Here is a 24,913-nt window from a genome sequence, read left to right on the forward strand (position 1 = left end):
ATTCCAATCAATTCCTTTATATGATTTCAGAACTATCGTTTGAGTTTATATCCTAATAATAAAAGTGAACACCATATAGGAATGATAATAACTGCTAAACTCATATCAGGCATTTGTGTAGGAATATAGGATTCAATAAAGCTTATTTTTATTCCTATCATTTCAAAGAGTTGGGTAATTAACCCATTTTTTCCTAAACCACTTATAAACATAACACAAAACAATAGTGCAAGAAAAAAAAGACAAAGATAATTTGCATAAGGATAGAAACCAAACGCATAAACGAAGGATTTTTCTTGACCTTTATGTGCTTTTCGAAACTTGAAATGCACAATAACAATAATAGCCCAAGTAATAGCTGCTGTTACCGTTGTAATAGCCATGATCCGCATAAAACTATTATTCGGCATAAGAACATTAATGACAATAATTGTTGCAGTACAAATTGATGAAAAAAGAATAGCAACATAAGGAACACAAGTAGCATTAAGTTTACTAAAAATATGCGGTGCATTTTTTTGCATCGCTAAGCTATAAAGTATACGACCATTTGAGTAAATACCGCTATTATAGACTGAAATAGCAGCCATAATCACCACGAAATTCAAAATATGACCAGCCGCAGGGATACCTATAGTTTCAAAAATAGTTACAAAAGGACTCCCGTTTTTTTTAATCATATTCCATGGGCTTATCATCATAATTACACTTATAGAACCGATATAAAAAATGATAACACGCCACATAACTTTACGAATGGCTGATGGAATTGTTTTTTGTGGATCTGATGTTTCTCCTGCGGCAATACTAATAAGCTCTGTGCCACCAAAAGAGAACATGAGTACAGCAGTAGCAAATATAACTCCTGTTGCGCCATAAGGAAAAAAACCACCATGATTCCAAAGATAGCTGATACTGGCCTGGCTTCCACTTATCCCCGTTATAATGATAAAAGTTCCAAATACGATCATACCAATAACAGCAATAACTTTAATTAAAGCTAGAGCAAATTCAAATTCTCCGTAAAAACGTACATCTATAAGGTTAATCGATGTGACAAACAAAAGAACCAACAAAGATGATTTCCAATGATCAATCAAAATCCAGTGGTCAAGATAAAACCCAATAACTGTTAGTTCAGTCATACCAACAAGAATATAAAGAAACCAATAATTCCAACCTGTTATAAAACCAGCAAGGCATCCCCAATACTTATAAGCAAAAAAGCTAAAAGCACCTGAAGTTGGTTCTTCTGCTGACATTTCACCAAGTATTCGCATAATAAGATAGATAATGAACCCTCCAACAAGATATGCTAAAATGGTTGAAGGGCCAGCTAATTGAATAGCTTCTGTTGATCCATAGAAAAGACCTGTTCCAATAACACCTCCTAAGGCAATCATTTGAACATGACGATTTTTAAGTCTCCGTTTTAATTCATCGTGTTTTAGCTCAACATTTTTCATTATTCTGATGTATTCAACCTAAATTTTATATAAAAACAAAATACAGTTTCTACATATTTTTGTTCTAGATAAAAAATTACAATAAAAATGAATTCATGTTTATTGTCATGATAATGCAACTTTCTATTTTTTATAGCTTATATCAAATATTCTATTAAAATAATAGGAATAAGATATGTTTTACTCTTTAGTTAAATTAATGACGCTTATTTTGTTACATTGACATATATGATAATTCGTTATTGATGGCGTATGTTCTATTAGCACATTAAGCTGGATTATTAAATCCATTTAGTGAAATATTGGCAGTTTCTTTTTTCAGACAGGTATTAATAGTCTCAATCAATTTATATGTAGTATTGTATCATTTCTTCTATCTTCAATGCTATTCTCAATAATTTCCCAGCGTGATTTATATTTGGCATTTTGACAATAACATTCTTATATTTTAAGTTACTAACTATAAAAATCGTTTCATAGAATTGCCTGTCAATAAGGAAAATATATTCAATATTAAAGAATTTTTTTTAAGATTTATTATATTTACTCATAAAATAATTTCTCGAGCATTCACATTTTTAAAAGATAACGGAAATTGGCTGTTTTAGTAAGTCCAAATTAAAGATATTTTTTACACTACATTAAAGAAAAATTATAATAAATATAACAACAAGAATAATAATTTGATTCAGTCACTAAACAGACTTTTTAATAAAACACAAAAAATACTTTTATAATTTTGCGAGGGATGAGTATACTAATTTTACTATACTTTTACCAGTGAGGAGGGCGTTCAACAGGAATTTCGGAAGAATTTCGCTCTTCTAAATCGAGTAATCGTTTTGTTAAAGCATTTAATTTTTTAGATATTTCATCTAAACTTTTCCATTGATCAGTCACCACACAAGAAAGTTCTTCAACAAGCTTTTCTTGATGAGCTAGTTTAATCTCTAATTCTGTCATTCTATTGTCATGTGACATCGTCTTCTGACTCCATTTAACTTGATATCTCTAGGTCCAGAAATGAGGAACACTTTTCTATCCAATAATTATCATACTAGTATGGTTTGGATTGTATAAAAACACAAACACTCTTATTTTTTCCATCCAAAAAATAACTTGTCAAATAATTTTTTCATTCTTCGCAAAATTATAAACACTCTTCTAAACAGAACATTTAGCATCATTTCATTACACAAAAATTTTACTTTCAGTCCTACTTTTGAAATTAGATATGATCATAAATTGAAGAAATATTTAATTCATTTTTAAACAACAGAAACTCAAGAAATGTAGCCTTAATCCTTTTGCTTATAAGGATTTATTGTTTTATTTTAGTAACTGTTGCATTTATGAATTATTGAAAAAATTACCTGCTTGCTTTTATATATACTTTTAGTTATTACCCTCGAATTAGCCTTTAGTTTTAAATAATGTACAAGTTTATGCCGTATTAGCTCAGTTGGTAGAGCACATCATTCGTAATGATGGGGTCGCTGGTTCGAATCCGGCATGCGGCACCATAACTTCTTTAAAAATTAAAATACAATATTTTTCCTTTAATTCGCTATTTTAGGGCTATTTTTTGCAATTTATACAATTTTACATAATTTATGCTTATTTGCTCTGTATTGTTCTTTAATTGATTATCTTGCTATATCTAATGTAGAGTATAGTCTTTAAAAAGACATCTATGTGAGGAATTTCCTTAATTTTAGTAAAATTCGTGAAATCTTTACCTTATTGAAAATTGTATTCTTAGAGTGCAATAAATAATTCAAACTATAAAACGTTTTATAGCTAAAAATGTGTGCAGTTCACCTCTATTTATGATTTGAATAGTTTTCTGATTAATTATTTTTCTGAAAGTATTCATGATACAGTTCATTTCTTAGTCAAAAGCTGTTGAGGCTGTTTATAGAGAATTGCATAAGATATGAAATAAATTTTAACTAAAGCTACTTATTAATTATATGGAATGTGCTTTTGTAGTCTCTTAAAGTACACTATCGATTCATATAATATAGCAAAATAGAAAGCAATTAAGATAATATTGATTGATCTGTTACGATATGTGAATAGAGGCTGCTTTTAAACTTATTAGTGAAAACCACTCTGCATTGATTTTGCAAAGGCTATTTCTGTTACTTTGGTTATGGTGGAGTATTTGAGATCGAGAAAAAAAGAGATCTTAGCATTTATTCTAGAAGAAAATACAGAGCAAATAATAACAAATTAGGTAACATTGTATAAATCATAAGAGGTAATCTAAAAACAGACAATTAAAGAAAAATTTATATATTTCAATATACTAAAAATAAAAAATGTTATCTAAATGCGGCAGGCGGGGGTATAGCAACGGAATTCAAGTTATGTAAATATGTGTAAAAGCGTATAGATGTGTATATTTTTTAGTATTGGCGGTGAATTTTTGCGGCCTTGCAGGTTATAGAGGCTTATTTAAAAGAATTTGTTATTACTTTTTGAGCTGACGGATTTTTTACAGCTCTAGTATTAAAAGATCAATTTAAAATGATGAGCAATTACAAAGAAAGCAAATGTTAAACAAATAACAAATTGATTTATTATTAGAGAATATTCTTTTTACCAATAATTATTATAGCGTATCCCTCTCTTATTCTTCAATAGAAAAATATTATAAACAATTGAAAATAATAGTTTATTTATCTTTTTATTCTTTTCTTTTTGTTGTGTTTTTCATCGCTCTTCAAAAAATATCTTCTATAAAATGCTATATCAAACTTTTTTATTCGATTTATTATTAATTATCGAACTTTTTTGTGCGATCTTTATTTTATAAAGATGAAGGAGGATGAGTTGGAACGAGAAGTGCTGCTGAGATAATTACGTAAAGAGGCCAGAAAAGAAGTGTTCATTACAGTGAAGTTCCTGATACAGGTAAAGATCACATTATTTGGTAACTTTTGGAGACAAAATAACTGTTATAAAATCTGGTGAATTAACTCCGCTTTACGTGAAAATAATAAAAAAGAATTGGAGGTACGAGTCACTCTCTTAAGTGCTTTTATCTTTTGTTTCAAAGGTATTTCGATTACGGTGAGGAGATTTAAATATGGAATATGCTTATCAAGTAAAATTTGAAACTGATCCTGATGATAATTTTTTTGTGACTTTTCCAGATGTACCGGAAGCAATTACAGCTGGAGAAAATAGAGTTGAAGTACTAGAAAATGCTAACGAAGCTTTAGGATTAGCACTGCGTAGTTATCTTATGCGTGACCTACCTTTACCCAGACATCAGCAGTATAAAGACCTTGTAGAGGTAATGCTGGATGCATGGAATGCTCTGAAGTTCGCAGTGGCAGAATCTTTTAATGAAGCGAATATCAAAAAAACAGAATTGGCTCATCGTCTTGACAAGAAAGAAACAGAAGCAAGACGCATTCTTGATCTAAACTATCCAACTAAACTTCAGACACTAGAGCAAACACTAACTGTTCTTGGAAAGAAAGTTGTTATTAAAACAAAGATGCTGCTTGATTTCTTTTCGACTTAAAGGCGGGTAAAATGATCTTACTTCCTTTAAACTTAGCAGCTTTTAAATAGATTCTTCTAAAACTCATATTGCTTCTACAATTAAAATTTTATAGCCCGCGCTTTTTAGTTGAATGATTCTAAAAAACACAAAATATTTTAGATATAAACCATCTACTTTGATAATCACCGAGATAACTTGAATAGCGTCTTTCACCCATAAGACTACGAACGTTGTAATTGTATTAGCTTTATGAATACCATTAAATTCCTTTCTTATAAATATGAAATAGATACAGACTCAAAATTAGTTAATACAAATTGTATTGATAAATTTTTACAGGAAGGAACTTACACTCTTACCGTTAAGAATCAATGTGCTACCTTAACAATTGAGAAATTTTCTGTAGAATCAATTACCTACTATTGGGTTTATGTTTTAACAGGAGAAGAAAGTCCTTATAATCCTGAAGTTATTGATTCCGAAAATGGTTTTCAAAGCGTTCCTAATCCGCATTCTAAAAAACAAATTGAACAAAATCAACAATATTTTGGAGTTTTGATTCCTACAAAATTCCTTCTTTTTTCTTCAAGTAAAAAGTTAAACCAATGCTTACAGTCATACTACAAAGAAAATTTCAAGGAAGAAATTAATATTTTACCTGAGCTTATTGATAAGGAAGATTTCGAAAAAAAATTGCATTCAATTAAAGAAATAAAACTAAAATATAAAAAACAAAAACAATTAGAACTTTTTGGAAAACAATCAGAAAAGTATTTAGTGGAGTTGGCTAAAAATTCTCTTGATGGGCTTCCCACTGATGATGTTACTGAAATAGAACTTATTTTAGATATCAAATTTAAAGAAGAAAATAATTTAAGGGAGTATTTGTGGAATTTTTTAAGAAAAGATAAAAAAAACCATATTACACAAATTAAATTTTGTGGGAAATACATATGATAAGTTTGATGTAATATTTAATACTGAAAGTTTTCAGCATAAAATCTCTATTAAAGCATTTAAAGATGATAATGGCAGATATAATAAAGATTTTGTAAAAGAAGAATTAATATTTGAAATCGGAAATTTCATTGTTGCTTGATAATCGAAGACTGTAGCGTAAGGATAGATATATTTATTAAACTGCGTGTATACAACATAAGAAAAAGTACACGGCATAAAAAATAATACCAAAGTACAATATTTAAATACCAAAGAGCAATATCTGAGTACCAAAGTACGGTATCTAATGAAAAAGGAAACTTGTGCTCCACATACCTAGAAATGACAGGCAAAGAAACAGTGTCTTTATAACTATTTGGGAAAATTAAAGCGATAAGCGCTAAAATTATTATATTTAAGAGTCTGTGCATATACTGTTGTAAATCGCATGTTAGTTTCACCCAACCCGTTGTACCATCATCTTTATATTTTGGGTTATTCTGCAACTCAGAAGGAATATTAGAATTGCATAAAATTGCAAAAATAGTTGTTACTATTATTAAACCAACAGACACAAATATTAAAACACCCTGAATAAATTCAAGGTTTTTTGTTATTCCTGAAAAACATAAAAATATAAAAGTTATAATACCAAACAAGGCTCTTAGTTACTTATCTGTAAACATACTTATTTCCTGTGAAAAATAATGATTTCAATTTCTTAAATTATTTTCTGATAGAAGCTATAAACTAACTTTAGTTTTTTCGCGTTTGCTTTTCTTTTAATAGCAATGTCTTTTATTAAAGCCAGTTTCTTTTAGTTAACCTCATCTATGATTTATCTATAGTTGATGATCGCTTTAAGCACTAAAATCCCCTAACCTTTCATAAAGATTAGAGAAACACTCTGTTATTTCAAAAGTACACGAAAGAACTTCATGACTAATGCAATATTTTTTACATTGATATTGGCTGTTTATGCTTTTTTAACAAATACTTTGAAATTTACACATCCTAAAATTCTTAATTTGTATTATAAGGATTCATTTAGTTTATAAATCTGATACTATATACAATTTCAGGAAAGTATTATATCTTAAAAAAACTTTTTAGTCACTCTTAAAAACGCATATAAAATCATAAAACAATCAGCAGTTCTCACTAATTTGCTGAAACTTCCCTTCCAAATCTACTTAAAGATATTTGCAAACTTTTTGTGAAAAATTGCAAACGCGTGTGAGCGTTCCAAAATCTTCTCTAATTGGTGCTTTTTTGTCGTATATATGAACAAGAAGTATTATATAAACATCACGTTATTCCAATGTTATGCTATCTGTCCTACTTATCCAGTCATCCAAATGGAATCTTATCCATGGCATTGCATTAGATATGTATTTCCTCTTTTTTCCTTAAATATAAAATTGCCAAAGCATCTACTTCATTATCATCTTGAAGCGTATGCCTTTGGCATATACTGTTTTCATCATCTCTTCTTTCGAGGCATTTCTTTTCCCTATTGTCTCTTTCTTACATAAGGGATATAATAATACTTACACTGCGTTGTTAAGGTTGCTAATAAGTTATCACAAACCCGTGCTGCATTTGTCCTTACACGTTGGCGTACTTCTTCAAAATACACCGCATCAATTTTTCCTGCTGTCAGCTTAATTTCATAATGCTCAATAATCCGTTTGCTATTGATGATATTGCTGACCCAAAGCAAATCCGGGTTCTTTTTTATGCTAGCCGTAGAATGGTTTATGCGACCTTAAATAAGATCATTGCTTTGATCAAAAGGATGCAGCATGTTTTTTAAGCGCTTTAATGGAGCACCAAAAAGCAACCGATGAATGCTTGGAAGCCCTGAAAAAATGATCGATGAACTGCGCTTGCAGGGTTTTCCTTCCACATTCCTCAAAAATGAACTTAAGGAATTGAATACCATACTTCCTCTCCGTCATCTTTACGAAAGAAGAGCCGAAACGATGCTTTTAACTGATTTGCGTCAATATGAGCGAGCATTAGAGAAAGCGGTTTATGTTGACTTAAGTGATGAGCAGTTTGGAGCTCTTGTTTCTTTTTGTTATAATATAGGGATTACAGCTTTCCAAAATTCTACCTTATTGAAAAAGCTTAATAAAGGCGATTACGAATCTGTCCCCATTGAATTGCAGAAATGGACAAAAGCGGGAGGCAAGCGTTTAAAGGGCTTAGTGCACCGTCGTGCAGCAGAAGCAGGATTATGGGCGAAGAGCGCTTATGTTTCGTCTAATTATTAGCTTGTTGAAAAACAAGAATCACCCAAGCTTTTAAAAGCAGAAATTCTTGCTCCTCTCATAGCTTCTTTTTCGGGAATTGCAGAATTGTTAGAAGGAAGTGGACCTGTGCAATGGGTTTTAGCAACGATTATAGTTCTTGCGTCCTGTGTGGGGTTAATCTTGATTGCTAAGCGCTTACGGGAGGAACGTTTGTGATCGTGTGGGGAAGAAAATATTGTGTGGTGATGACGGCGGCTATAGCCGCTTTTTTATAGCCTTAGTAAGAGCTTTTCGTTTAGGCAAGAAGACTGAACAGCAAAAACAAACAGAAACCCTTATCAAGAGAGCAATAACCCGGCTGGAAATAGAAAATGAAGTTAATAAGCAAAGTGATGGCGATGTGCGTTCTGATCTTTCTCAGTGGGTGCGGAAGTAGAAGCTTTTCTTGTATCGTGGTCTCCCCTGTATTTAGATCAGAAAGATCTCACTGTCATCAGTATCAACTTGGCCAAACAAATCTTGAAGCATAACAAATATGGTGAACAGCTGTGTGGATGGAAACAGGTCCAAAAAGTTAAAACACAAAGATAAAGAGATCAAAAAACAGGATTAATTTGTCATAGATTTTAGAGAAGAATCTAAAATCCTATTCCCTCACCTTTATTTTGGTATCCCTCACCTTAAAAAAGATAAATAAAATCAATAAGTTATGTGTTGCTAAAAAGCAGATGGTGCCCAGACGCGGATTCGAACCACGGACACGCGGATTTTCAGTCCGCTGCTCTACCAACTGAGCTATCTGGGCATATCTCAACAAATTCATAGAGTTCGTGAGGTTATAACATCAAAATTTTTTCTGTCTAGTCGCCAAAATAAAAATAATCTATTTTTTTAAATTTATTCTTTGGTATCTATTTCAGAATGTGAAGCTACACTATATTCTATTTTTTCATATATTAAGAGAAACATTCAAGTATCCCAAATATAAAGTGATCATCAAGATAATAAATTCAGAATAATATATAATGTAGGTTAGAAGAAAGTTTATTATTAGTATAATGAGAAATTTTTAAAAATTTTTTAAAGAGAAAATATTCTAATATTTTTTTCCTTAATGATTGATTTGTAAAAAGCCATAATAATATTATTAAGTTTAAAACTGGAACTTTAGATTTTAGGGAAGTTTGATCGTCTTTAAGTTACATTGTTTTGTTATTAGGAAAGGTTGTGGTCGGTAGTGATGATGGTTTGACCTTATCTTTAAGAAAAATTATCCAAATATGTATAATACTTTTATTGTGCAACGATTATGGTCTTTGTTATTGCTGTTGTGAGTATTAGAGTATAGGCTTTTTAAAGAGTTGTGATGTGTTTGAATGAAGAGAGGTATTTTTTAATATTGACGTGCAGTCTATTTTGGTGATTTAAAAATGCTTGTTCATATGAAAATAAGCAAAAAGTTGAAATGAATAGGCACACTTGCTATAAAATTTTATTATAAAGAACCATTTGTTTTTGAACACTGGTGTTATTTTCCAAATACAACGGAGAAAGTTATGGCCAATGTAGTAGTTGTCGGCACACAATGGGGAGATGAAGGCAAGGGTAAAATCGTAGATTGGTTGTCTGAGCGGGCGGATATTGTAGTAAGATATCAAGGTGGGCACAATGCTGGTCATACATTGGTTATTGATGGGATTAGTTATAAATTATCACTGTTACCATCTGGTGTAGTTCGTGGAAAGCTATCAATTATCGGGAATGGTGTAGTTATTGATCCCCATCATTTTGTTGCAGAATTAAAAAAATTACGTGCTCAGGGTATAAAGATTACACCGGAAATTTTGCGTGTTGCTGAAAATGCTCCTTTGATTCTTTTTGTGCATCGTGATCTTGATACAGCTCGGGATAGTAATGTTTCTGGTTTGATAATTGGTACGACAAAACGTGGTATTGGTCCTGCTTATGAAGATAAAGTAGGTCGCCGTTCCATACGAGTAGTAGATTTGGCAGAGGCTGATACTTTAATGCCAAAGATTGAAAGGCTTATGGGGCATCACAATGCTTTACGTCGTGGTATGGGGGTTGCAGAAATTGATCCACAAACAATTTATGATGAATTGATGCAAGTGGCAGATGAAATTTTACCCTTTATGGAGTGTACGTGGCGTCTTTTGGATGAAAGTTACCGTATAGGGCGGCGTATTCTATTTGAAGGTGCACAGGGTGCATTATTGGATAATGATTTTGGAACTTATCCCTATGTAACCTCTTCTAATACAGTTGCTGGGCAGGCTTTTATTGGCTCTGGTTTGAGTCTTAGTTCAATTCATTATGTATTGGGTATTGCAAAGGCTTATACAACGCGTGTGGGAGAAGGACCATTTCCGACGGAAGAAATGAATAAAATTGGTGAATTTCTTGGAGAGCGCGGAAATGAATTTGGTGTTGTGACTGGTCGGAAACGTCGATGTGGTTGGTTTGATGCTGTTTTAGTGCGTCAGATGGTGACTATTGGTGGCGTCAATGGTCTTGCACTGACAAAGCTTGATGTTTTTGATGGTTTAGATGAAATTAAAGTTTGTATTGGTTATGAACTTGATGGTAAAAGAATAGATTATCTGCCATCCTCTATGGGAGCGCAAGCCCGTGTTCAGCCTATTTATGAGACATTAGAGGGTTGGAAAGAAACAACAGCGCGTGTATCAAATTTGACAGAACTACCAGCGCAAGCTATCAAATATGTGCGCTATATTGAAGAATTAATTGGTATACCAGTAGTTTTATTATCAACTAGCCCTGAGCGAAAAGATACAATCCTCATTGCTGATCCTTTTGGGGATTAAGTTTTATCTTATACCTTAATGATAGCAAAAATAAGCATCTAAGACTATATAATAGATAAGGTACAAAATAGCGTTGTTTATTTTTGTACTCATCTAGATTGCTATATCGTTTCTACTAATGTCAATTACGTTAGTTGAGGGCTAAAGTAATGAATGATTAGCGCTTTAATTTTGTAAACTGAGGAGTTTTCCTCTTAAGTTTAAGAAAGACTATACAGAATATGATAGATTTCGTTGGGATCTTAAAAAATAAAATTAATGCGCAAAAAGATATTACGCCCAGATTACGTAAACAAATTTATGAGCATGCTACTAAAACATTAGAGCATACAATCGTAAATATGAAATTGCCAAAAGAAGCAATAGAAGCGCAAAGAAGTGCTTTGCAAAGTGCTATTACGATTGTTGAAGAGGAATATTTAGCTGTTGAAAAAGAACAACTTTCTTTAATTATAGGATGGAATTGTACAGACAGAAACAGTGGTGAGAAAAATGAGCAAAGCTCTATATCATCATTAGAAAATAATGCTTCGGTTTTGGCTACAGAAAAACAGCAACAATTATCTATTCCTCATTTAGTTGATAATGAGATTTGTGATGAGGCATCTGTAATGTCAGATATACCGGATGCGGAACTTGTTAAGTTAGACGCTTTTAATGCCCATGAAAAGGATCAGAATATTAAAAAAGATATGTCTAATAATGCTCTTTTAGTGTCTACTTCGCAAGTGGATAATGCTCATATTGTGTCACATATCTTTTCGCAAGCTTTACGGCGCGCTAATCGTTCATCGCTGCAGAAGCATATTTTAGTAAGTGTTGTTTCTTTTTTTACTATTATTATTTTGTTTAGTGGTATTTTTTTTGTTAGTGGACGCATATTTATATCGGGCAATAAAAATTTGCAGGAGAAAAATATTCAAACGTCGAACGCACTACAGAAAGCAACTCAAACAAATCGAAAATTAACACAACGCTTATTAGAGGATGGAAGTGAGGTTGATGTTGGTCCAGCTGAAAGAACCGAATCTCCAAGTGCAGAAGGGACATCAACAGTTGTTGCAACTAATTTAAAATCGTTTGGGCAGGTAGGTGAGGTTGTATTATATCAAATGGCTACCAAACATGATTCAGGAAAAGCAACGACGGGTAGTGTATCATGGTCATTGATAACAGAAGATTCTGTTAAAGGGATTCAAGGAGAATTGGCTATAAGAGGTGATATTACAATTCCAGATGAAGGGTTATCATTACGGTTAACTTTACGTCGTAATACTGATGAAGCTTTGCATGCCGCTTATATTATAGATCTAATTTTTATTATTTCTGATAAATTTTCAGGACAAGCAATCAATAATATTAAATCATTGACTTTTAAGGAAAGTGGAAAATCGATCAGTCAAACTTTAGTTGGAACTGTAACTGCTAAGATTGATAATGATTTTTTCGTTTTTGCATTGGTTGGCAATCACCCGTTTCTTGATAGAAATTTACAGCTGATACGTGATCTAGATTGGTTTCATTTAGTGATAAGCGATAAAAATGGCCGTATGCATGAATTAAATTTTGCAAAGGGACCAGCAGGTCAAGCCATTTTTAAAGAGGTTATTGGAAAATGGCTTATGAAAGAAAACAATCATAAGCCTTTGATGTAAAAAACACTGAAGTTGTTCTCAACCTACTTTAAATAAATCATTTTGTAGTATGAATATACGTTATGATGCTAAGTTTCTTTTACTTTTCAGATTTATGCAAATCAACCTGATTTCGTGCTTTCTTCTGGAATAAAGCAGAGGTTTTAATGAAATTTTGTATTTTTTCAAATGCGCGCGCTTCAATCTGTCTAACGCGTTCTCTGCTAATGTTAAATTCATTTGAGAGTTCTTCTAGCGTTAGCGGATCATCTCTTAAACGGCGAGCTTTAAAAATACGTTTCTCGCGTTCATTAAGATTATCCATAGCGTGTATTAATATGGAATAACGATTCTCTAATTCATTTTGCTCAATTAAAGTTTGTTCTTGGTTATTTGAATCATCAACTAACCAGTCTTGCCATTCATAACTCTCACCTTTATTTGTAAGAAGAGGAGCATTAAGAGAAGCATCACCATTAAGTCTACGGTTCATTGATACCACTTCATCTTCTGTAACTTTTAATCGTGTTGCAATTTCTTTAACTTGTTGCGCATTGAGATCACCGTTATCAAGCATCTGAAGTTTATTTTTTAATTTACGAAGATTGAAAAAAAGACGCTTTTGATTAGCAGTCGTTCCTATTTTCACTAAACTCCATGATCGCAGAACATATTCTTGAATTGATGCTTTAATCCACCACATTGCATAAGTTGCAAGCCGAAAACCACGTTCTGGCTCGAAACGCTTAACAGCTTGCATAAGTCCAATATTTCCTTCTGAAATAACTTCTCCAATGGGTAAACCGTAACCTCGATATCCTATTGCAATTTTCGCTACAAGACGTAAGTGACTGGTTACCAATTTATGCGCTGCTTTTGGGTCATTATACTCACGATAACGCTTAGCTAACATGTATTCTTCTTGTGGCTCAAGTACTGGAAAACGGCGAATTTCTTCTAAATAACGGTTCAGACCATTATCATTTGCTATAAATGATGGTAAATTTATATGGGCCATAGAGCACCCTCCTTTTGCATGAATTCCCTTAAAGGCGAATTTTATTTACAAACATTATATATATAACACATTTCTTTCTTTATTTACACTATTATAATTCTTGATTTTATTCGAAACTGGATATTTTATTATAAAATCTTGTAATGATTAAAGGTTTCAATTAAGTTTTTTTAAATGGTTGAGAAGGTCAGCCAGATCTTTTGGAAATGGCGAGGAAAAAGACATAATTTCACTGTTAGCTGGGTGCTCAAAGGTAAGACTAGTTGCATGGAGCGCTTGCCGATTAAACTGATCAATTGTATTTTTAATTTCAGGATCAAGAGTATTTGATTTTGTTTTAAAAGCGTTTCCGTATACTTTGTCTCCTATAAGGGGATGACCAATATGAGACATATGGACGCGAATTTGGTGTGTGCGCCCGGTTTCTAGACGACATTCTAGAAGACTAGCCAAAGATGTTGTATCATTACAGGTTCCGTATTTCTCTAATAGAGAAAAATGCGTAATAGCACGGCGAGCATGAGCATATTCACTATGAACAACAGTGCGCTTTGTTCGATCACGAGAAGAACGAGCAAGGAACGTATCAATTGTCGCAATATTGCGATTAGGAGAACCCCAAATGACAGCATGATAACGTCGGTCTAATGCGCTAGTTCGTCCATGATCAGCAAATTGTGCATTAAGGTTTCTATGAGCAAGGTCGTTTTTAGCGATAACCATAACACCGCTTGTGTCTTTATCAAGACGATGAACAATACCAGGACGCTTAATACCTCCGATACCAGATAAACTATCACGACAATGATAAATAAGTCCGTTTACTAAAGTTCCTGTCCAATTACCATTGCCAGGATGGACAACAAGACCAGCTGGTTTATTAATAACAATAATATGATTATCTTCAAACAAAATATCAAGAACTAGAGCTTCACCTTGAGGTTGTGCCTCATTAGGAGTCGGTATTGTTAATTCAATGATTTGATTAGATTTTAATTTTGTTTTTGGTTCCTTTATTAATTGACCATCAATTTTTAAATAACCCTCGCGGATTAGAGTTTGCAAACGTGAACGTGATAATTCACCTTTATATTGTTTAGCGAGCCATTGATCAATTCGTTGTCCACATGCATTTTCATTCGTTATGTGTTGTGTCACTACATAATCCTCTTTTTGAGGTTTTTTATGGGATTTTTTACCAATATGAAATCGCTTTGGTATCTAAAAATTCTTCAATTCCCCAACGGCCACCTTCACGAGCACGTCCAGATTGTTTTACACCCCCAAAATAACTGCCATCAGGCAAATCGTATCCGTTAATTTCTACCATACCAGAACGTAGTTGTGTAGCAATACGTTGACATCTATTTCGGTCTTGTGATTGTATATAATTGGTGAGACCATATTCTGTATTATTGGCTAAGGTTATAGCTTCTTCCTCTGTATTAAAGGGAATAATTGAAAGAACTGGACCAAAAATTTCTTCTCGGAAAATACGCATGTGCGGTTTCACATCAGCAAAGACTGTTGGCCGTACATAATAACCTCTTTTCATATTTATAGGGAGACCTGTACCACCAGCAACAAGAGTTGCTCCTTCGTCGATTCCAGATTGAATAAGCGCTTGAATTTTATCGTACTGTTGTTTTGATACTACGGGACCAATATGATTTCCTGATTGAGAACTTAGTCCTACTATTGTTTTTGCAGCAATATGTTGTGCTATTGTTACAGCTTTATTATAGATCGAATGCTCCACAAGCATACGTGTTGGTGCATTGCAGCTTTGCCCACTATTATAAAAACAGTCGTTTACGCCACGTTGAATCGCATCATCAGAAGCATCAGCAAAAATAAGATTAGCCCCTTTCCCTCCTAGTTCTAAGCAGACCCGTTTTAAGGTATCACTAGCATTTTTAGAAATAGCTTTTCCTGCTCTTGTTGAGCCAGTGAAACTGATCATTTCTAAATCTGGATGTGAAGATAAATAAGAGCCTACATTGATTCCATCACCGTTGATTAAATTAAAAACACCAGCAGGTAAAGCAGCTTCATCTAAAATTTCAGCGAAAAGCATTGCAGAAAGAGGAGCAAGTTCAGAGGGCTTTAAGATCATAGTACAGCCAGCCAATAATGCAGGAATAACTTTTAAAGTTATTTGATTCATGGGCCAATTCCATGGTGTAATCAATCCGACAACACCAATAGGGTCATATTGCAAAACTGCATGATTACAGCCTTTTATTAAAACTTTTTGAAAAGAAAAGTCTTTGAAAGCTTTAATAAAATTGCGAATATGGTAGCTACCAGCAGCAGTTTGAGAATTTCGCGCCATATCAATAGGTGCACCCATTTCCATTGAAATAGTTTTGGCAATATTTTCAGAGCGTTTTTCGTAAATTTCTAAAACTTTTTCAATAAAGGCAAGACGTTGTTTTGGTGTAGTTGTTTTCCAATTTTGAAAAGCATTTTTGGCAGCTGTAATTGCTTTATCTACGTCTTTGATATTCCCAACACTAATAACAGCACAGATTTCTTCTGTTGATGGGTTAATAACATGAAGATCATTGTTTGTATTTGGATTTTCCCATAGACCGTTGATATAAAATTGTCTCTTATTTAACATAATCTATTTACCATTTCTTTGTCTGTAAATTATAGAATACAGTTTGCTTTTGTAACAAGAGGTTTTTCAATGAAAAGCGAACAGGTTTAAAGCATAAGAGCAGTATCACATTACCATATCAGTGAATTATATTTTTCTTTAATTAATTTCTTTTATTGCGAATTTTAAAAAATTTAACGTTTGGCAAAAGGTTATTAACCTTCATAATATAAAATTACGTATTCTCTTTGTAAAATAATTATTCTCATTTCTATAATTTGTTGGTTATCATGCGTCATTTGAAAACAAAATCTATTTCTACGTCTTGTCCTGCTGATAAAAGTGAAGAAGATGTATCAAAAAAAGATTCATCAGCGAATGTTGTTGAAATGCTTTCTTATCCTGCGGTGTGGAAAAAAGCATTTTCTCTTGGGCAGAACGTACGTTTTACCCGAACACCAGAAGTAGAGATTTTGCGTCGTCGTATAGAAACAGATCCAATTTTTGCAAAACAATTTAAAGGTTTTACGGGGAAAAAGCAGCAAAAATTTACGGATATGACGAAATTAGATAGGGTGGAAATGGAATCTCAATTGACAGAAAATGAAATAAATATTTCGTTGTCTGAAAAGAAAGCATCGCTTTATTCTTCAGCTGCTTTTAAACAATTTATACAACAGACTATGGTTACGCCAATTAAAGAAAATAGAGTACATCATTCATCTGTGATAGAAGAAGAAAACGTAACCCAAAAAACAGATCATACGTTATATCTATCTGATTATTTGTCTGATGATGCATTTTTTGAGTGCGATCCTTTTATATTAGGACAAATTAATCAGAAGACTTCAAGAGAAGAAGCATTGGTTAATTTTATTCATAATAAAGATTTATTGGAGACTGATTCTGTTATTGATGAATCAATTACTGCTTTTTATCGTGTGTTTGAATTTCATCATCCTCAGCTTTGTAATATGGGTGAATCAAAAGCTTCAACAGGAGAGATCAAGGATTCTGAAAAAATTTTTGATTTGAATTATACGGAAAGTGAAGTTGTTCAAGAAATTCAAATGTGTCATGTTGAATCTTCTTTGAAAGACGAAGATAATGAAGTTATAAAGAGCCAAGATTCTTCTGTTGTTGAAGAATCTATTTATGAAGCAAACAATATAACGGATGCTGTAGCGCATAATAACTTGTCCCATGTTACTGATTGCATAACAGTAAGAGAGGATATAGTGAATGCTTCTCCAATGAGAGAAAAAGAAAGCGGACAGAAAACGACAGGTGTACCATTTCGTGGTCGTGATTCAGCTTTTATACCAAGTTTGCATTCTGTAAACTGCGGTGCTTATGAATTTCCTCCAATTGATTTATTACAAGAACCTGTTTTTAAGGATGGCGCAATTATTTCGCAAGAAACATTGGAGCGTAGTGCAGGGCTTTTGGAAAGTGTTTTAGAAGATTTTGGCATTAAGGGTGAAATTATTCATGTTCGCCCAGGGCCAGTGGTAACAATGTACGAATTTGAACCAGCAGCTGGGGTTAAATCATCACGTGTTATTGGCCTTTCTGATGATATTGCTCGTTCTATGTCTGCTATTTCTGCTCGTGTTGCTGTGATTCCTGGACGGAATGTTATTGGAATTGAGTTGCCAAATGCAGTTCGTGAGACTGTTTATTTGCGCGAATTAATTCAATCAAGTACTTTTGGTGATAGCAAATTTAAATTAGCTCTCGCTTTAGGGAAAGGGATTAATGGTGATCCTGTAACAGCAGAATTGGCAAAAATGCCTCATTTATTAGTTGCTGGAACGACAGGATCAGGAAAGTCAGTTGCTATTAATACAATGATTTTGTCGATTCTTTATCGACTTTCGCCAGAGCAGTGTCGTTTGATTATGGTTGATCCTAAAATGCTGGAATTATCTATTTATGATGGTATTCCTCATCTTCTAACACCTGTTGTAACTGATCCTAAAAAAGCTGTAACGGCTTTAAAATGGGTGGTTCGTGAAATGGAAGAACGTTACCGAAAAATGGCTAAATTGGGTGTACGTAATATTGATGGTTTTAATGCACGGGTTGCGCTTGCTGTGGAAAAAGGTGAGACAATTATGTGTACTGTACAGTCGGGCTTTGATAAGGAAAGTGGAGAAATACTTTATCATGAAGAAACTATGGATTTGACACAGTTGCCTTATATTGTTGTTATTGTTGATGAAATGGCGGATCTCATGATGGTGGCAGGTAAAGAGATTGAAGGCGCTATTCAACGTTTAGCACAAATGGCTCGGGCTGCTGGTATTCATCTTATTATGGCTACACAGCGCCCTTCTGTTGATGTAATTACAGGCACAATTAAGGCAAATTTTCCTACTCGTATTTCTTTTCAAGTTACATCGAAAATTGATAGTCGTACAATTTTAGGTGAACAAGGTGCTGAAACCCTTTTAGGGCAGGGAGATATGCTTCACATGGTTGGTGGTGGCCGTATTGTGCGTGTGCATGGACCTTTTGTTTCTGATAAAGAAGTAGAGTCAGTTGTTGCACACCTTAAAAAGCAGGGGAAACCTGATTATTTAGCAACAGTAACAGATAGTGAGGAGGATGATGACGATTCTGAAGTTGCTGATTCTGTTTCTGAAATTGTTGCAGCAGGAAATTCTAGTGAAGATGGTGAAGAGCTTTATGTGCAAGCAGTTAAAATTGTATTGCGTGATAAAAAATGTTCAACGTCTTATATTCAGCGTCGTCTTTCAATTGGCTATAATAAAGCGGCTGCTCTTGTAGAACGAATGGAAGAAGAGGGTATTGTTGGGGCTGCTAATCATGTAGGGAAACGTGAAATTTTGCTTAGTAAGTGATTTAAAAGCGATATTAATATCTTATAACTATCAGATCTATATTAGAGCTAAATGATTCATTTTTAAAAGCTCATATTTTATGGTAAATCTTCATAAGATTGAATAAAAAGTGGTAGAGTAAAAGAACTATTTGAAGATTTCAGTTTAATAAATTGTCACCCATCTATTCTTATAGAGGAAAAACAGACTTCAAAATTGTAATGAGAGATAACAGTTGCAATAGAGACGATAAGAAATTGTACGAACGATATAGCTTTATGATCAAATAGATAGTAGGCATTGTGTAAGCGCTTATTGGAACCGGTTTCGATTTTATTAGGTGCCAAATAGTGTAAAAGGGATTGGGAATCAAACTTATTATTTTAAAAACTTAATCACGGAACAAAGGTCAGAATTATTTTTCTATGTTCCATGACTAAAGAGCTATATATGTAAACTTATTTTTTATTGGCTAATAAATCGCGGATTTCTGTTAAAAGTTTTTCTTCAAGAGACATGTCTGTTGGATTTTCTGCTTCTTTTTGTTGACGGCGAATTTTATTGATACCTTTGACAAAAAGGAAAAGAACCCAAGCAATAATCAGAAAATTGATAAGAAGTGTTATAAAATTTCCATAGCTAATGGTTGCTCCTGCTTCTTTCGCAGCATTTAGGGTTGCTTGTTTTTCACCTGCGAGTTGAATAAACATATTAGAGAAGTCAATACCACCTGTGATAAGACCAATAACTGGCATAAAAATATCATTAACAATTGAATTAACTAGACCACCAAAAGCGCCTCCTATAATGACACCGATAGCTAAATCAATCATATTTCCTTTTAAGGCAAATTCTTTGAATTCTTTAAGCATTGTGTTTTCCTATTTATATTTGCGATGTATAACAATTTTAACTATCGCTTTTAATAAAAAAGAAAAGAGTAATTTTAATTTTCTTGCTCAATTATAGTGTAGATATCAACAATATTTTACAATATTCTTATGATAATGAAAATGCTCTACTAAATGTTTTATTTTACGCTAATATTAAAGATATTTTATAGTGAAATACCTATATTAAAAATCATGAAAATATGTTAGATGTATAAGTTCACTTCGATGATTTATCTGACTTTTTCAATATTTATAAGAGTAAAGTTAATCCCTTAAATTATATTGTACATTTTTGTACTATAGAGATTTATTTTATCATTTGTATGCTATTTTGTCTTTATTGGTGGTTTTTGATGTCAAAAATTTCAATAAAATGCAAAAGATAGATTTTATTGTATAAAGGCAGATTTATGGGTTTCTTTCGTTGTATTGGTCGTTCCGCTTTATTTATGTTAGATCCAGAGCGTGCGCATCATTTAGCTATTTCTGGATTAAAAAGTGGACTGGGTTGTTGTCAAAAGATTTTTGATAAGCGTTTATGTGTCAATATTTTAGGACTTACTTTTGAAAATTTTATTGGCCTTGCTGCAGGCTTTGATAAAAATGCAGAAGTTGTAGATTCTATTTTACGCTTAGGGTTTGGTTTTACTGAAATTGGTACAGTTACACCAAAACCACAGGTTGGGAATCCAAAACCACGGCTTTTCCGCTTGATAGAAGATGAAGCTATTATTAATAGAATGGGTTTTAATAATGACGGATACCAAACTGTTTATCGTAAGCTTTGTGCACGGAAACGTGTTGGTATTGTAGGAGTCAATATTGGTGCGAATAAGGATGCAGTAAATAGGATTGACGATTATGTTTCTGGTATTGCTTGCTTTTACGATGTTGCTGATTATTTTGCGCTTAATGTTTCTTCACCTAATACACCAGGTTTACGTAATTTGCAGATCCGTGATAGCTTGCATTTTTTGATTCAAGCAATTTCGCAAGCACGTAGCGAACAAAAGGAAAAACATGGATTCTCTATTCCGATTTTTTTGAAAATTGCTCCTGATTTGACGGAGAAGGAATTAGATGATGTGGCTCAAGAAATAAGTGCTTCTGATTTTGATGGTTTAATTATTTCTAACACGACTCTTTCGCGTAGGGGACTCACAGATAGCAGGTGGATTGATGAAGAAGGTGGGCTATCAGGACGTCCATTATTTGAACGTTCTACTATTGTTCTTGCAAAAATGCGTAAAAAATTAGGAAAAGATATTGCAATTATTGGTGTCGGTGGTGTGAGGGATGCACAAACAGCTTTGGAAAAAGTTAAAGCTGGTGCAGATTTGATACAAATTTATAGTGGAATGATTTATGAAGGACCAAATATTGCTGTAACCATTATGGAAGAAATTTTAAAGTTGATGCAGCAAGAGGGTGTTGATAATATAACAGCTTATCGCGATTATAATGTTGACAATTGGGCAAAATGTGCACTCTCTTTATAATAAAATTGTTGTTTTTTGATAAAAAATGTAAGTTTTGTTTAAAGGGGCTTGCAAACTCTTTTGATCTTCCGTATGTCACACAAACAAAAAGTAAGTATTTATGCGGTTGTAGCTCAGTTGGTTAGAGCGCTGGTTTGTGGCACCAGAGGTCGTAGGTTCAAATCCCACCAACCGTACCATTTTTCACTGTGTTTAGCAAAATTAAACGGTATTTTAGAAAACCGTTAGATGTATTTTCCTTGATAAGCGTTATTATGTTCTTTAAATAAAAATTAAGCTGATGCAATTTTTGCATAATATTGATTATATAAAATGATGTTATAACAAAGAGAGCTGAGTTTTTTTGAATTGGTGCGTTATGACTGTGAAAAAGTAAACAAATGAAGAATGAAAATTGTAAGTCTATTTCTGATTTTCTTGAAAATTTACGTGGTGTAAAGGATTGGAAGCAAGTTTCACAATGGCTTGCATTTCGCAACGTAGAGGATATCGAGTGTATTACACCCGATCAAGCAGGGGTAGCACGTGGCAAGATGATGCTTTCTAAAAAGTTCACGTCGGATACATCATTAGCATTACCTTCGTCTGTTTTTATGTCAACAATTTCAGGAAACTATCCAGAAGATGGCAATGGTTTTGAGTATCCAAAAGCAGACGGTGATTTACGCCTTGAGCCTGATCTTTCTACATTGACCATTGTTCCATGGGAAGAGGCTCCTACAGCACAAGTGATTTGTGATCTTATCTATCAAAATGGACAGGCTGTTGAGTATACACCGCGTAATGTTTTGAGAACAGTGATTGATTTTTATACTCAGATGGGTTTAAAGCCAGTTGTTGCACCAGAAATTGAATTTTATTTTGTACAAAAGAATCCCGATCCTGATTATCCTTTGGTATCTCCAGTTGGTCGCTCTGGGCGTGCAATTGGGGGAGGGCAAGGATATTCAATTGCTGGTGTGAATGAATTTGATGAAGTGATTGATGATATTTATCATTTTTCAGAAGCACAAGGATTAGAAATTGATACACTTATTCATGAAGAAGGGGCTGGTCAATTCGAAATTAATTTACGTCATGGTGATCCTATTGAATTAGCTGACCAAGTTTTTATGTTTAAACGAACTATCCGTGAAGCAGCACTTAAACATAATATGTATGCAACATTTATGGCAAAGCCTATCCAGGGGCAGCCAGGATCTGCTATGCATATTCATCAATCTGTGATCAATCAAGAGACAGGTGCGAATATTTTTACAAAAGAGGATGGTGGAGAAAGTGTATATTTTCGCTACTTTATTGGTGGGTTACAAAGGCATATGGCAGGAGCTCTTGTTATGCTTGCTCCTTATGTTAATTCTTATCGGCGGCTCATGCCTGGAATCTCAGCACCGGTGAATTTGCGATGGGGATATGATAATCGTACAACAGCTTTTCGTGTGCCAAGTTCTGTTCCACAAGGACGGCGTGTTGAGAATAGAATTCCTTCATCAGATGCTAATCCTTATTTGGCACTTGCAGCTTCTTTGGCTTGTGGCCTCATTGGTTTGCAACAAAAAATTGAGCCGGATAACCCAACAATAAAAACTGTAAATGCTGATAATATCGAATTACCGCGTGGTCTTATTGAAGCTGTTAATTTATTTGAACAAGATAAAGAATTGCGTGCTATTTTAGGAGATACATTTGTGAGCACTTACGCTGCTATTAAACGACAAGAATTTGAAATTTTTATGGAAGTTATTAGTCCATGGGAGCGTGAATATCTTCTGCTGAATGTTTAAGTATTTCTATTATGAGTGATTATAATCCCGTTTCTCCTGGACATTCTTGGTATGAAGATACTTTAAAAGAACGTCCTTCGTATCCATTCGTTGACGAACAAGCACAGTGTGATGTGGTTATTATTGGAGGTGGTTTTACTGGGCTTTCAGCTGCTTATCACTTAGCTAAAAATGGAGTTAGTGTTATTTTATGTGAGGCTTCACGTTTTGGCGATGGAGCTTCTGGAAGGAATGGGGGGCAATTGGGGACAGGGCAACGACAATGGGTAGAAACGTTAGAGAAAAAATACGGTTTTGAAAGAAGTAAAGCACTGTTTGATTTAGCTGAAGAAGCTAAAAAAGATATTTTTTCTTGGTGTAGTAGGCCTGATTGTAAAATTGATTTTATGATAGGGCAGCTTTCAGTTATCCATAAAAAACGTGAAATTATAACTTATCAGCAGCATGTTGAGACATTACAGCGTTATGGTTATTCTAACCTTACTTTTATGAATAAAAATGAAACCGCTGAGCGACTTGGCTCATCTTTTTATCATGGTGGTCTCTATGATACAGAAACTGGTCATATCAATCCTTTAAAATTTGTTGTTTGGTTGGCAAAAAAAGCAAAAGAGGCTGGTGCTAAACTTTATGAAAAAACCCAAGTAACAGGGATAGAACGAAAGAGAAATCAGTATGTAGTAAGAACAGAGTTGGCGAACATTACGGCTGAGAATGTTTTATTAGCAACCAATGCCTATAAACTTGGGCTCCAACATTTTGTTGAGAAGAATATTGTTTCTATTCGCTCATATATTGGAGCGACAGAGCCATTACCAAAACATAGTTCAATTCTTTCAAACGGTGAAGCTGTAGATGATTCTCGTTTCATGGTTCGTTATTTTCGCAAAAGTATTGATAATCGCTTATTATTTGGGGGAGTAGAAAGTTATGATCATCGGTATCCGGCTAACTTAAATGAGCGTATATATCGGCAAATTATTGAAATTTATCCTCAATTACGGTCTATAAATTTAACTCATTGTTGGGGGGGGACAGTAGCTATTACAGTTGAACGTATGCCTTATGTTCGCCAAATTATGCCAGGTTTTACTTATTGTGGAGGATATTCAGGGCATGGGGTTATGCTGGCCCCCTTTATAGGGAAATTATATGCTGAATGGTTGTCTGGAAAGCATGAGCGTTTTGCATATTTTCAAGATTTAAAAATTTCTTCTTTTCCAGGTGGAAAATTTTTGCGTTATCCACTTATATTTTTAGCTATGAATTGGTTTTCGTTGATGGATCGTTTTTAATTAGTCATGATTTGAAATGAAGAAAGTTAATGATTTATTTCGTGTCTATCTGCTTTGTAGTATGGTTTTTGTAAGACTATATTTATATGATTTATGAAAAGAGGTAAGTGATAGAGAAACATTATAGTTCGTAAGATTATGATGAATAATTTTTTATAAACGAAGACAATTTTTATTTATAGATAGATAAGAATATGTCTAAATTTTCTGTGATTTTATAACTTATTTTTCATAATACTTTTCATATGCATGTAAAAAAATTCTAATCGGTTAAATAGTTATCTATAATTTGATAATGAAGGATTCAGTT

17 protein-coding genes, 3 tRNA genes and 1 pseudogene are annotated in these 24,913 nt (G+C 33.4%); 12 read left to right on the forward strand and 9 right to left on the reverse strand.

Annotated elements, in window-relative coordinates:
• Positions 1 to 32: 32 nt before the first annotated feature.
• The gene (locus O99_RS00650; protein ID WP_035005679.1) at positions 33 to 1,466 is read right to left on the reverse strand and encodes an amino acid permease; all 1,434 of its coding nucleotides are present in this window, start codon (positions 1,464 to 1,466) and stop codon (positions 33 to 35) included.
• 774 nt (positions 1,467 to 2,240) lie between these two features.
• Positions 2,241 to 2,447 (reverse strand): SlyX family protein, encoded by a 207-nt coding sequence (locus O99_RS00655; protein WP_035005680.1) that lies wholly within the window; start codon positions 2,445 to 2,447, stop codon positions 2,241 to 2,243.
• Positions 2,448 to 2,913: 466 nt separating this feature from the next.
• On the opposite strand from O99_RS00655, the gene O99_RS00660 reads away from it, so the two are divergent.
• From O99_RS00660 to O99_RS00670, 3 genes are all read left to right on the forward strand, one after another.
• Positions 2,914 to 2,989, forward strand: a tRNA-Thr gene (locus tag O99_RS00660).
• 1,571 nt (positions 2,990 to 4,560) lie between these two features.
• The gene (locus O99_RS00665; protein WP_051668831.1) at positions 4,561 to 5,004 is read left to right on the forward strand and encodes a type II toxin-antitoxin system HicB family antitoxin; all 444 of its coding nucleotides are present in this window, start codon (positions 4,561 to 4,563) and stop codon (positions 5,002 to 5,004) included.
• A 231-nt stretch (positions 5,005 to 5,235) separates the two neighbouring features.
• Positions 5,236 to 5,943 (forward strand): hypothetical protein, encoded by a 708-nt coding sequence (locus O99_RS00670; protein ID WP_235692181.1) that lies wholly within the window; start codon positions 5,236 to 5,238, stop codon positions 5,941 to 5,943.
• A 128-nt stretch (positions 5,944 to 6,071) separates the two neighbouring features.
• On the opposite strand, the gene O99_RS00675 is transcribed toward O99_RS00670, so the two are convergent.
• Together O99_RS00675 and O99_RS07175 are read right to left on the reverse strand one after the other, a co-directional pair.
• Positions 6,072 to 6,584, reverse strand: a complete 513-nt coding sequence (locus tag O99_RS00675) for a hypothetical protein (RefSeq protein ID WP_235692182.1) — start codon at positions 6,582 to 6,584, stop codon at positions 6,072 to 6,074.
• Positions 6,585 to 7,438: 854 nt separating this feature from the next.
• Positions 7,439 to 7,648 (reverse strand): hypothetical protein, encoded by a 210-nt coding sequence (locus tag O99_RS07175; RefSeq protein WP_051668832.1) that lies wholly within the window; start codon positions 7,646 to 7,648, stop codon positions 7,439 to 7,441.
• Between the two features lie 244 nt (positions 7,649 to 7,892).
• On the opposite strand from O99_RS07175, the pseudogene O99_RS06605 reads away from it, so the two are divergent.
• Together O99_RS06605 and O99_RS00690 are read left to right on the forward strand one after the other, a co-directional pair.
• Positions 7,893 to 8,399 (forward strand): annotated as a pseudogene (locus tag O99_RS06605) (lysozyme); the annotation flags it as partial.
• 4 nt (positions 8,400 to 8,403) lie between these two features.
• Positions 8,404 to 8,619 (forward strand): hypothetical protein, encoded by a 216-nt coding sequence (locus O99_RS00690; RefSeq protein ID WP_051668833.1) that lies wholly within the window; start codon positions 8,404 to 8,406, stop codon positions 8,617 to 8,619.
• 293 nt (positions 8,620 to 8,912) lie between these two features.
• On the opposite strand, the gene O99_RS00700 is transcribed toward O99_RS00690, so the two are convergent.
• A tRNA-Phe gene (locus O99_RS00700) sits at positions 8,913 to 8,988 on the reverse strand.
• 751 nt (positions 8,989 to 9,739) lie between these two features.
• Between O99_RS00700 and O99_RS00705 the strand changes: the two genes are divergently transcribed.
• Both O99_RS00705 and O99_RS00710 read left to right on the forward strand, forming a co-directional pair.
• Complete coding sequence (locus tag O99_RS00705) at positions 9,740 to 11,029, forward strand: adenylosuccinate synthase (RefSeq protein WP_035005682.1); 1,290 nt, start codon at positions 9,740 to 9,742, stop codon at positions 11,027 to 11,029.
• Positions 11,030 to 11,250: 221 nt separating this feature from the next.
• The gene (locus O99_RS00710) at positions 11,251 to 12,684 is read left to right on the forward strand and encodes a hypothetical protein (protein ID WP_035005683.1); all 1,434 of its coding nucleotides are present in this window, start codon (positions 11,251 to 11,253) and stop codon (positions 12,682 to 12,684) included.
• Between the two features lie 79 nt (positions 12,685 to 12,763).
• Here O99_RS00710 and rpoH read toward each other — a convergent pair whose 3' ends face one another.
• The 3 genes from rpoH to O99_RS00725 form a co-directional block, all read right to left on the reverse strand.
• Positions 12,764 to 13,681, reverse strand: a complete 918-nt coding sequence (gene rpoH, locus O99_RS00715) for an RNA polymerase sigma factor RpoH (protein WP_035005685.1) — start codon at positions 13,679 to 13,681, stop codon at positions 12,764 to 12,766.
• A gap of 156 nt (positions 13,682 to 13,837) precedes the next feature.
• Positions 13,838 to 14,839, reverse strand: coding sequence for an RluA family pseudouridine synthase (locus O99_RS00720; RefSeq protein WP_035005687.1), 1,002 nt, complete (start codon positions 14,837 to 14,839; stop codon positions 13,838 to 13,840).
• Positions 14,840 to 14,876: 37 nt separating this feature from the next.
• The gene (locus tag O99_RS00725; protein ID WP_035005689.1) at positions 14,877 to 16,307 is read right to left on the reverse strand and encodes an aldehyde dehydrogenase family protein; all 1,431 of its coding nucleotides are present in this window, start codon (positions 16,305 to 16,307) and stop codon (positions 14,877 to 14,879) included.
• Between the two features lie 269 nt (positions 16,308 to 16,576).
• On the opposite strand from O99_RS00725, the gene O99_RS00730 reads away from it, so the two are divergent.
• A complete protein-coding gene (locus O99_RS00730) occupies positions 16,577 to 19,153 on the forward strand; it encodes a DNA translocase FtsK (RefSeq protein WP_035005690.1) in 2,577 nt (858 codons plus the stop codon).
• 437 nt (positions 19,154 to 19,590) lie between these two features.
• Here O99_RS00730 and mscL read toward each other — a convergent pair whose 3' ends face one another.
• Positions 19,591 to 20,004, reverse strand: a complete 414-nt coding sequence (gene mscL / locus O99_RS00735) for a large conductance mechanosensitive channel protein MscL (RefSeq protein WP_035005692.1) — start codon at positions 20,002 to 20,004, stop codon at positions 19,591 to 19,593.
• A gap of 431 nt (positions 20,005 to 20,435) precedes the next feature.
• On the opposite strand from mscL, the gene O99_RS00740 reads away from it, so the two are divergent.
• From O99_RS00740 to O99_RS00755, 4 genes are all read left to right on the forward strand, one after another.
• Positions 20,436 to 21,524 (forward strand): quinone-dependent dihydroorotate dehydrogenase, encoded by a 1,089-nt coding sequence (locus O99_RS00740; protein ID WP_035005694.1) that lies wholly within the window; start codon positions 20,436 to 20,438, stop codon positions 21,522 to 21,524.
• Between the two features lie 102 nt (positions 21,525 to 21,626).
• Positions 21,627 to 21,703: transfer RNA gene (locus O99_RS00745), tRNA-His, on the forward strand.
• Between the two features lie 201 nt (positions 21,704 to 21,904).
• On the forward strand, positions 21,905 to 23,308 hold the full coding sequence (locus O99_RS00750; RefSeq protein WP_035005695.1) for a glutamine synthetase family protein: 1,404 nt from the start codon (positions 21,905 to 21,907) through the stop codon (positions 23,306 to 23,308).
• An 11-nt stretch (positions 23,309 to 23,319) separates the two neighbouring features.
• On the forward strand, positions 23,320 to 24,603 hold the full coding sequence (locus tag O99_RS00755; RefSeq protein ID WP_035005697.1) for an NAD(P)/FAD-dependent oxidoreductase: 1,284 nt from the start codon (positions 23,320 to 23,322) through the stop codon (positions 24,601 to 24,603).
• Positions 24,604 to 24,913: the final 310 nt, after the last annotated feature.

Origin of the sequence: Bartonella rochalimae ATCC BAA-1498, assembly GCF_000706645.1 — a bacterium.
Taxonomy (GTDB): Bacteria; Pseudomonadota; Alphaproteobacteria; order Rhizobiales; family Rhizobiaceae; genus Bartonella; species Bartonella rochalimae.

Coding starts and splice junctions, on each gene's coding strand:
- O99_RS00650 (WP_035005679.1), bottom strand. CDS start 1,466: ATGAAAAATGTTGAGCTAAAACACGATGAATTAAAACGGAGACTTAAA.
- O99_RS00655 (WP_035005680.1), bottom strand. CDS start 2,447: ATGTCACATGACAATAGAATGACAGAATTAGAGATTAAACTAGCTCAT.
- O99_RS00665 (WP_051668831.1), top strand. CDS start 4,561: ATGGAATATGCTTATCAAGTAAAATTTGAAACTGATCCTGATGATAAT.
- O99_RS00670 (WP_235692181.1), top strand. CDS start 5,236: ATGAATACCATTAAATTCCTTTCTTATAAATATGAAATAGATACAGAC.
- O99_RS00705 (WP_035005682.1), top strand. CDS start 9,740: ATGGCCAATGTAGTAGTTGTCGGCACACAATGGGGAGATGAAGGCAAG.
- O99_RS00710 (WP_035005683.1), top strand. CDS start 11,251: ATGATAGATTTCGTTGGGATCTTAAAAAATAAAATTAATGCGCAAAAA.
- rpoH (WP_035005685.1), bottom strand. CDS start 13,681: ATGGCCCATATAAATTTACCATCATTTATAGCAAATGATAATGGTCTG.
- O99_RS00725 (WP_035005689.1), bottom strand. CDS start 16,307: ATGTTAAATAAGAGACAATTTTATATCAACGGTCTATGGGAAAATCCA.
- O99_RS00730 (WP_035005690.1), top strand. CDS start 16,577: ATGCGTCATTTGAAAACAAAATCTATTTCTACGTCTTGTCCTGCTGAT.
- mscL (WP_035005692.1), bottom strand. CDS start 20,004: ATGCTTAAAGAATTCAAAGAATTTGCCTTAAAAGGAAATATGATTGAT.
- O99_RS00740 (WP_035005694.1), top strand. CDS start 20,436: ATGGGTTTCTTTCGTTGTATTGGTCGTTCCGCTTTATTTATGTTAGAT.
- O99_RS00750 (WP_035005695.1), top strand. CDS start 21,905: ATGAAGAATGAAAATTGTAAGTCTATTTCTGATTTTCTTGAAAATTTA.
- O99_RS00755 (WP_035005697.1), top strand. CDS start 23,320: ATGAGTGATTATAATCCCGTTTCTCCTGGACATTCTTGGTATGAAGAT.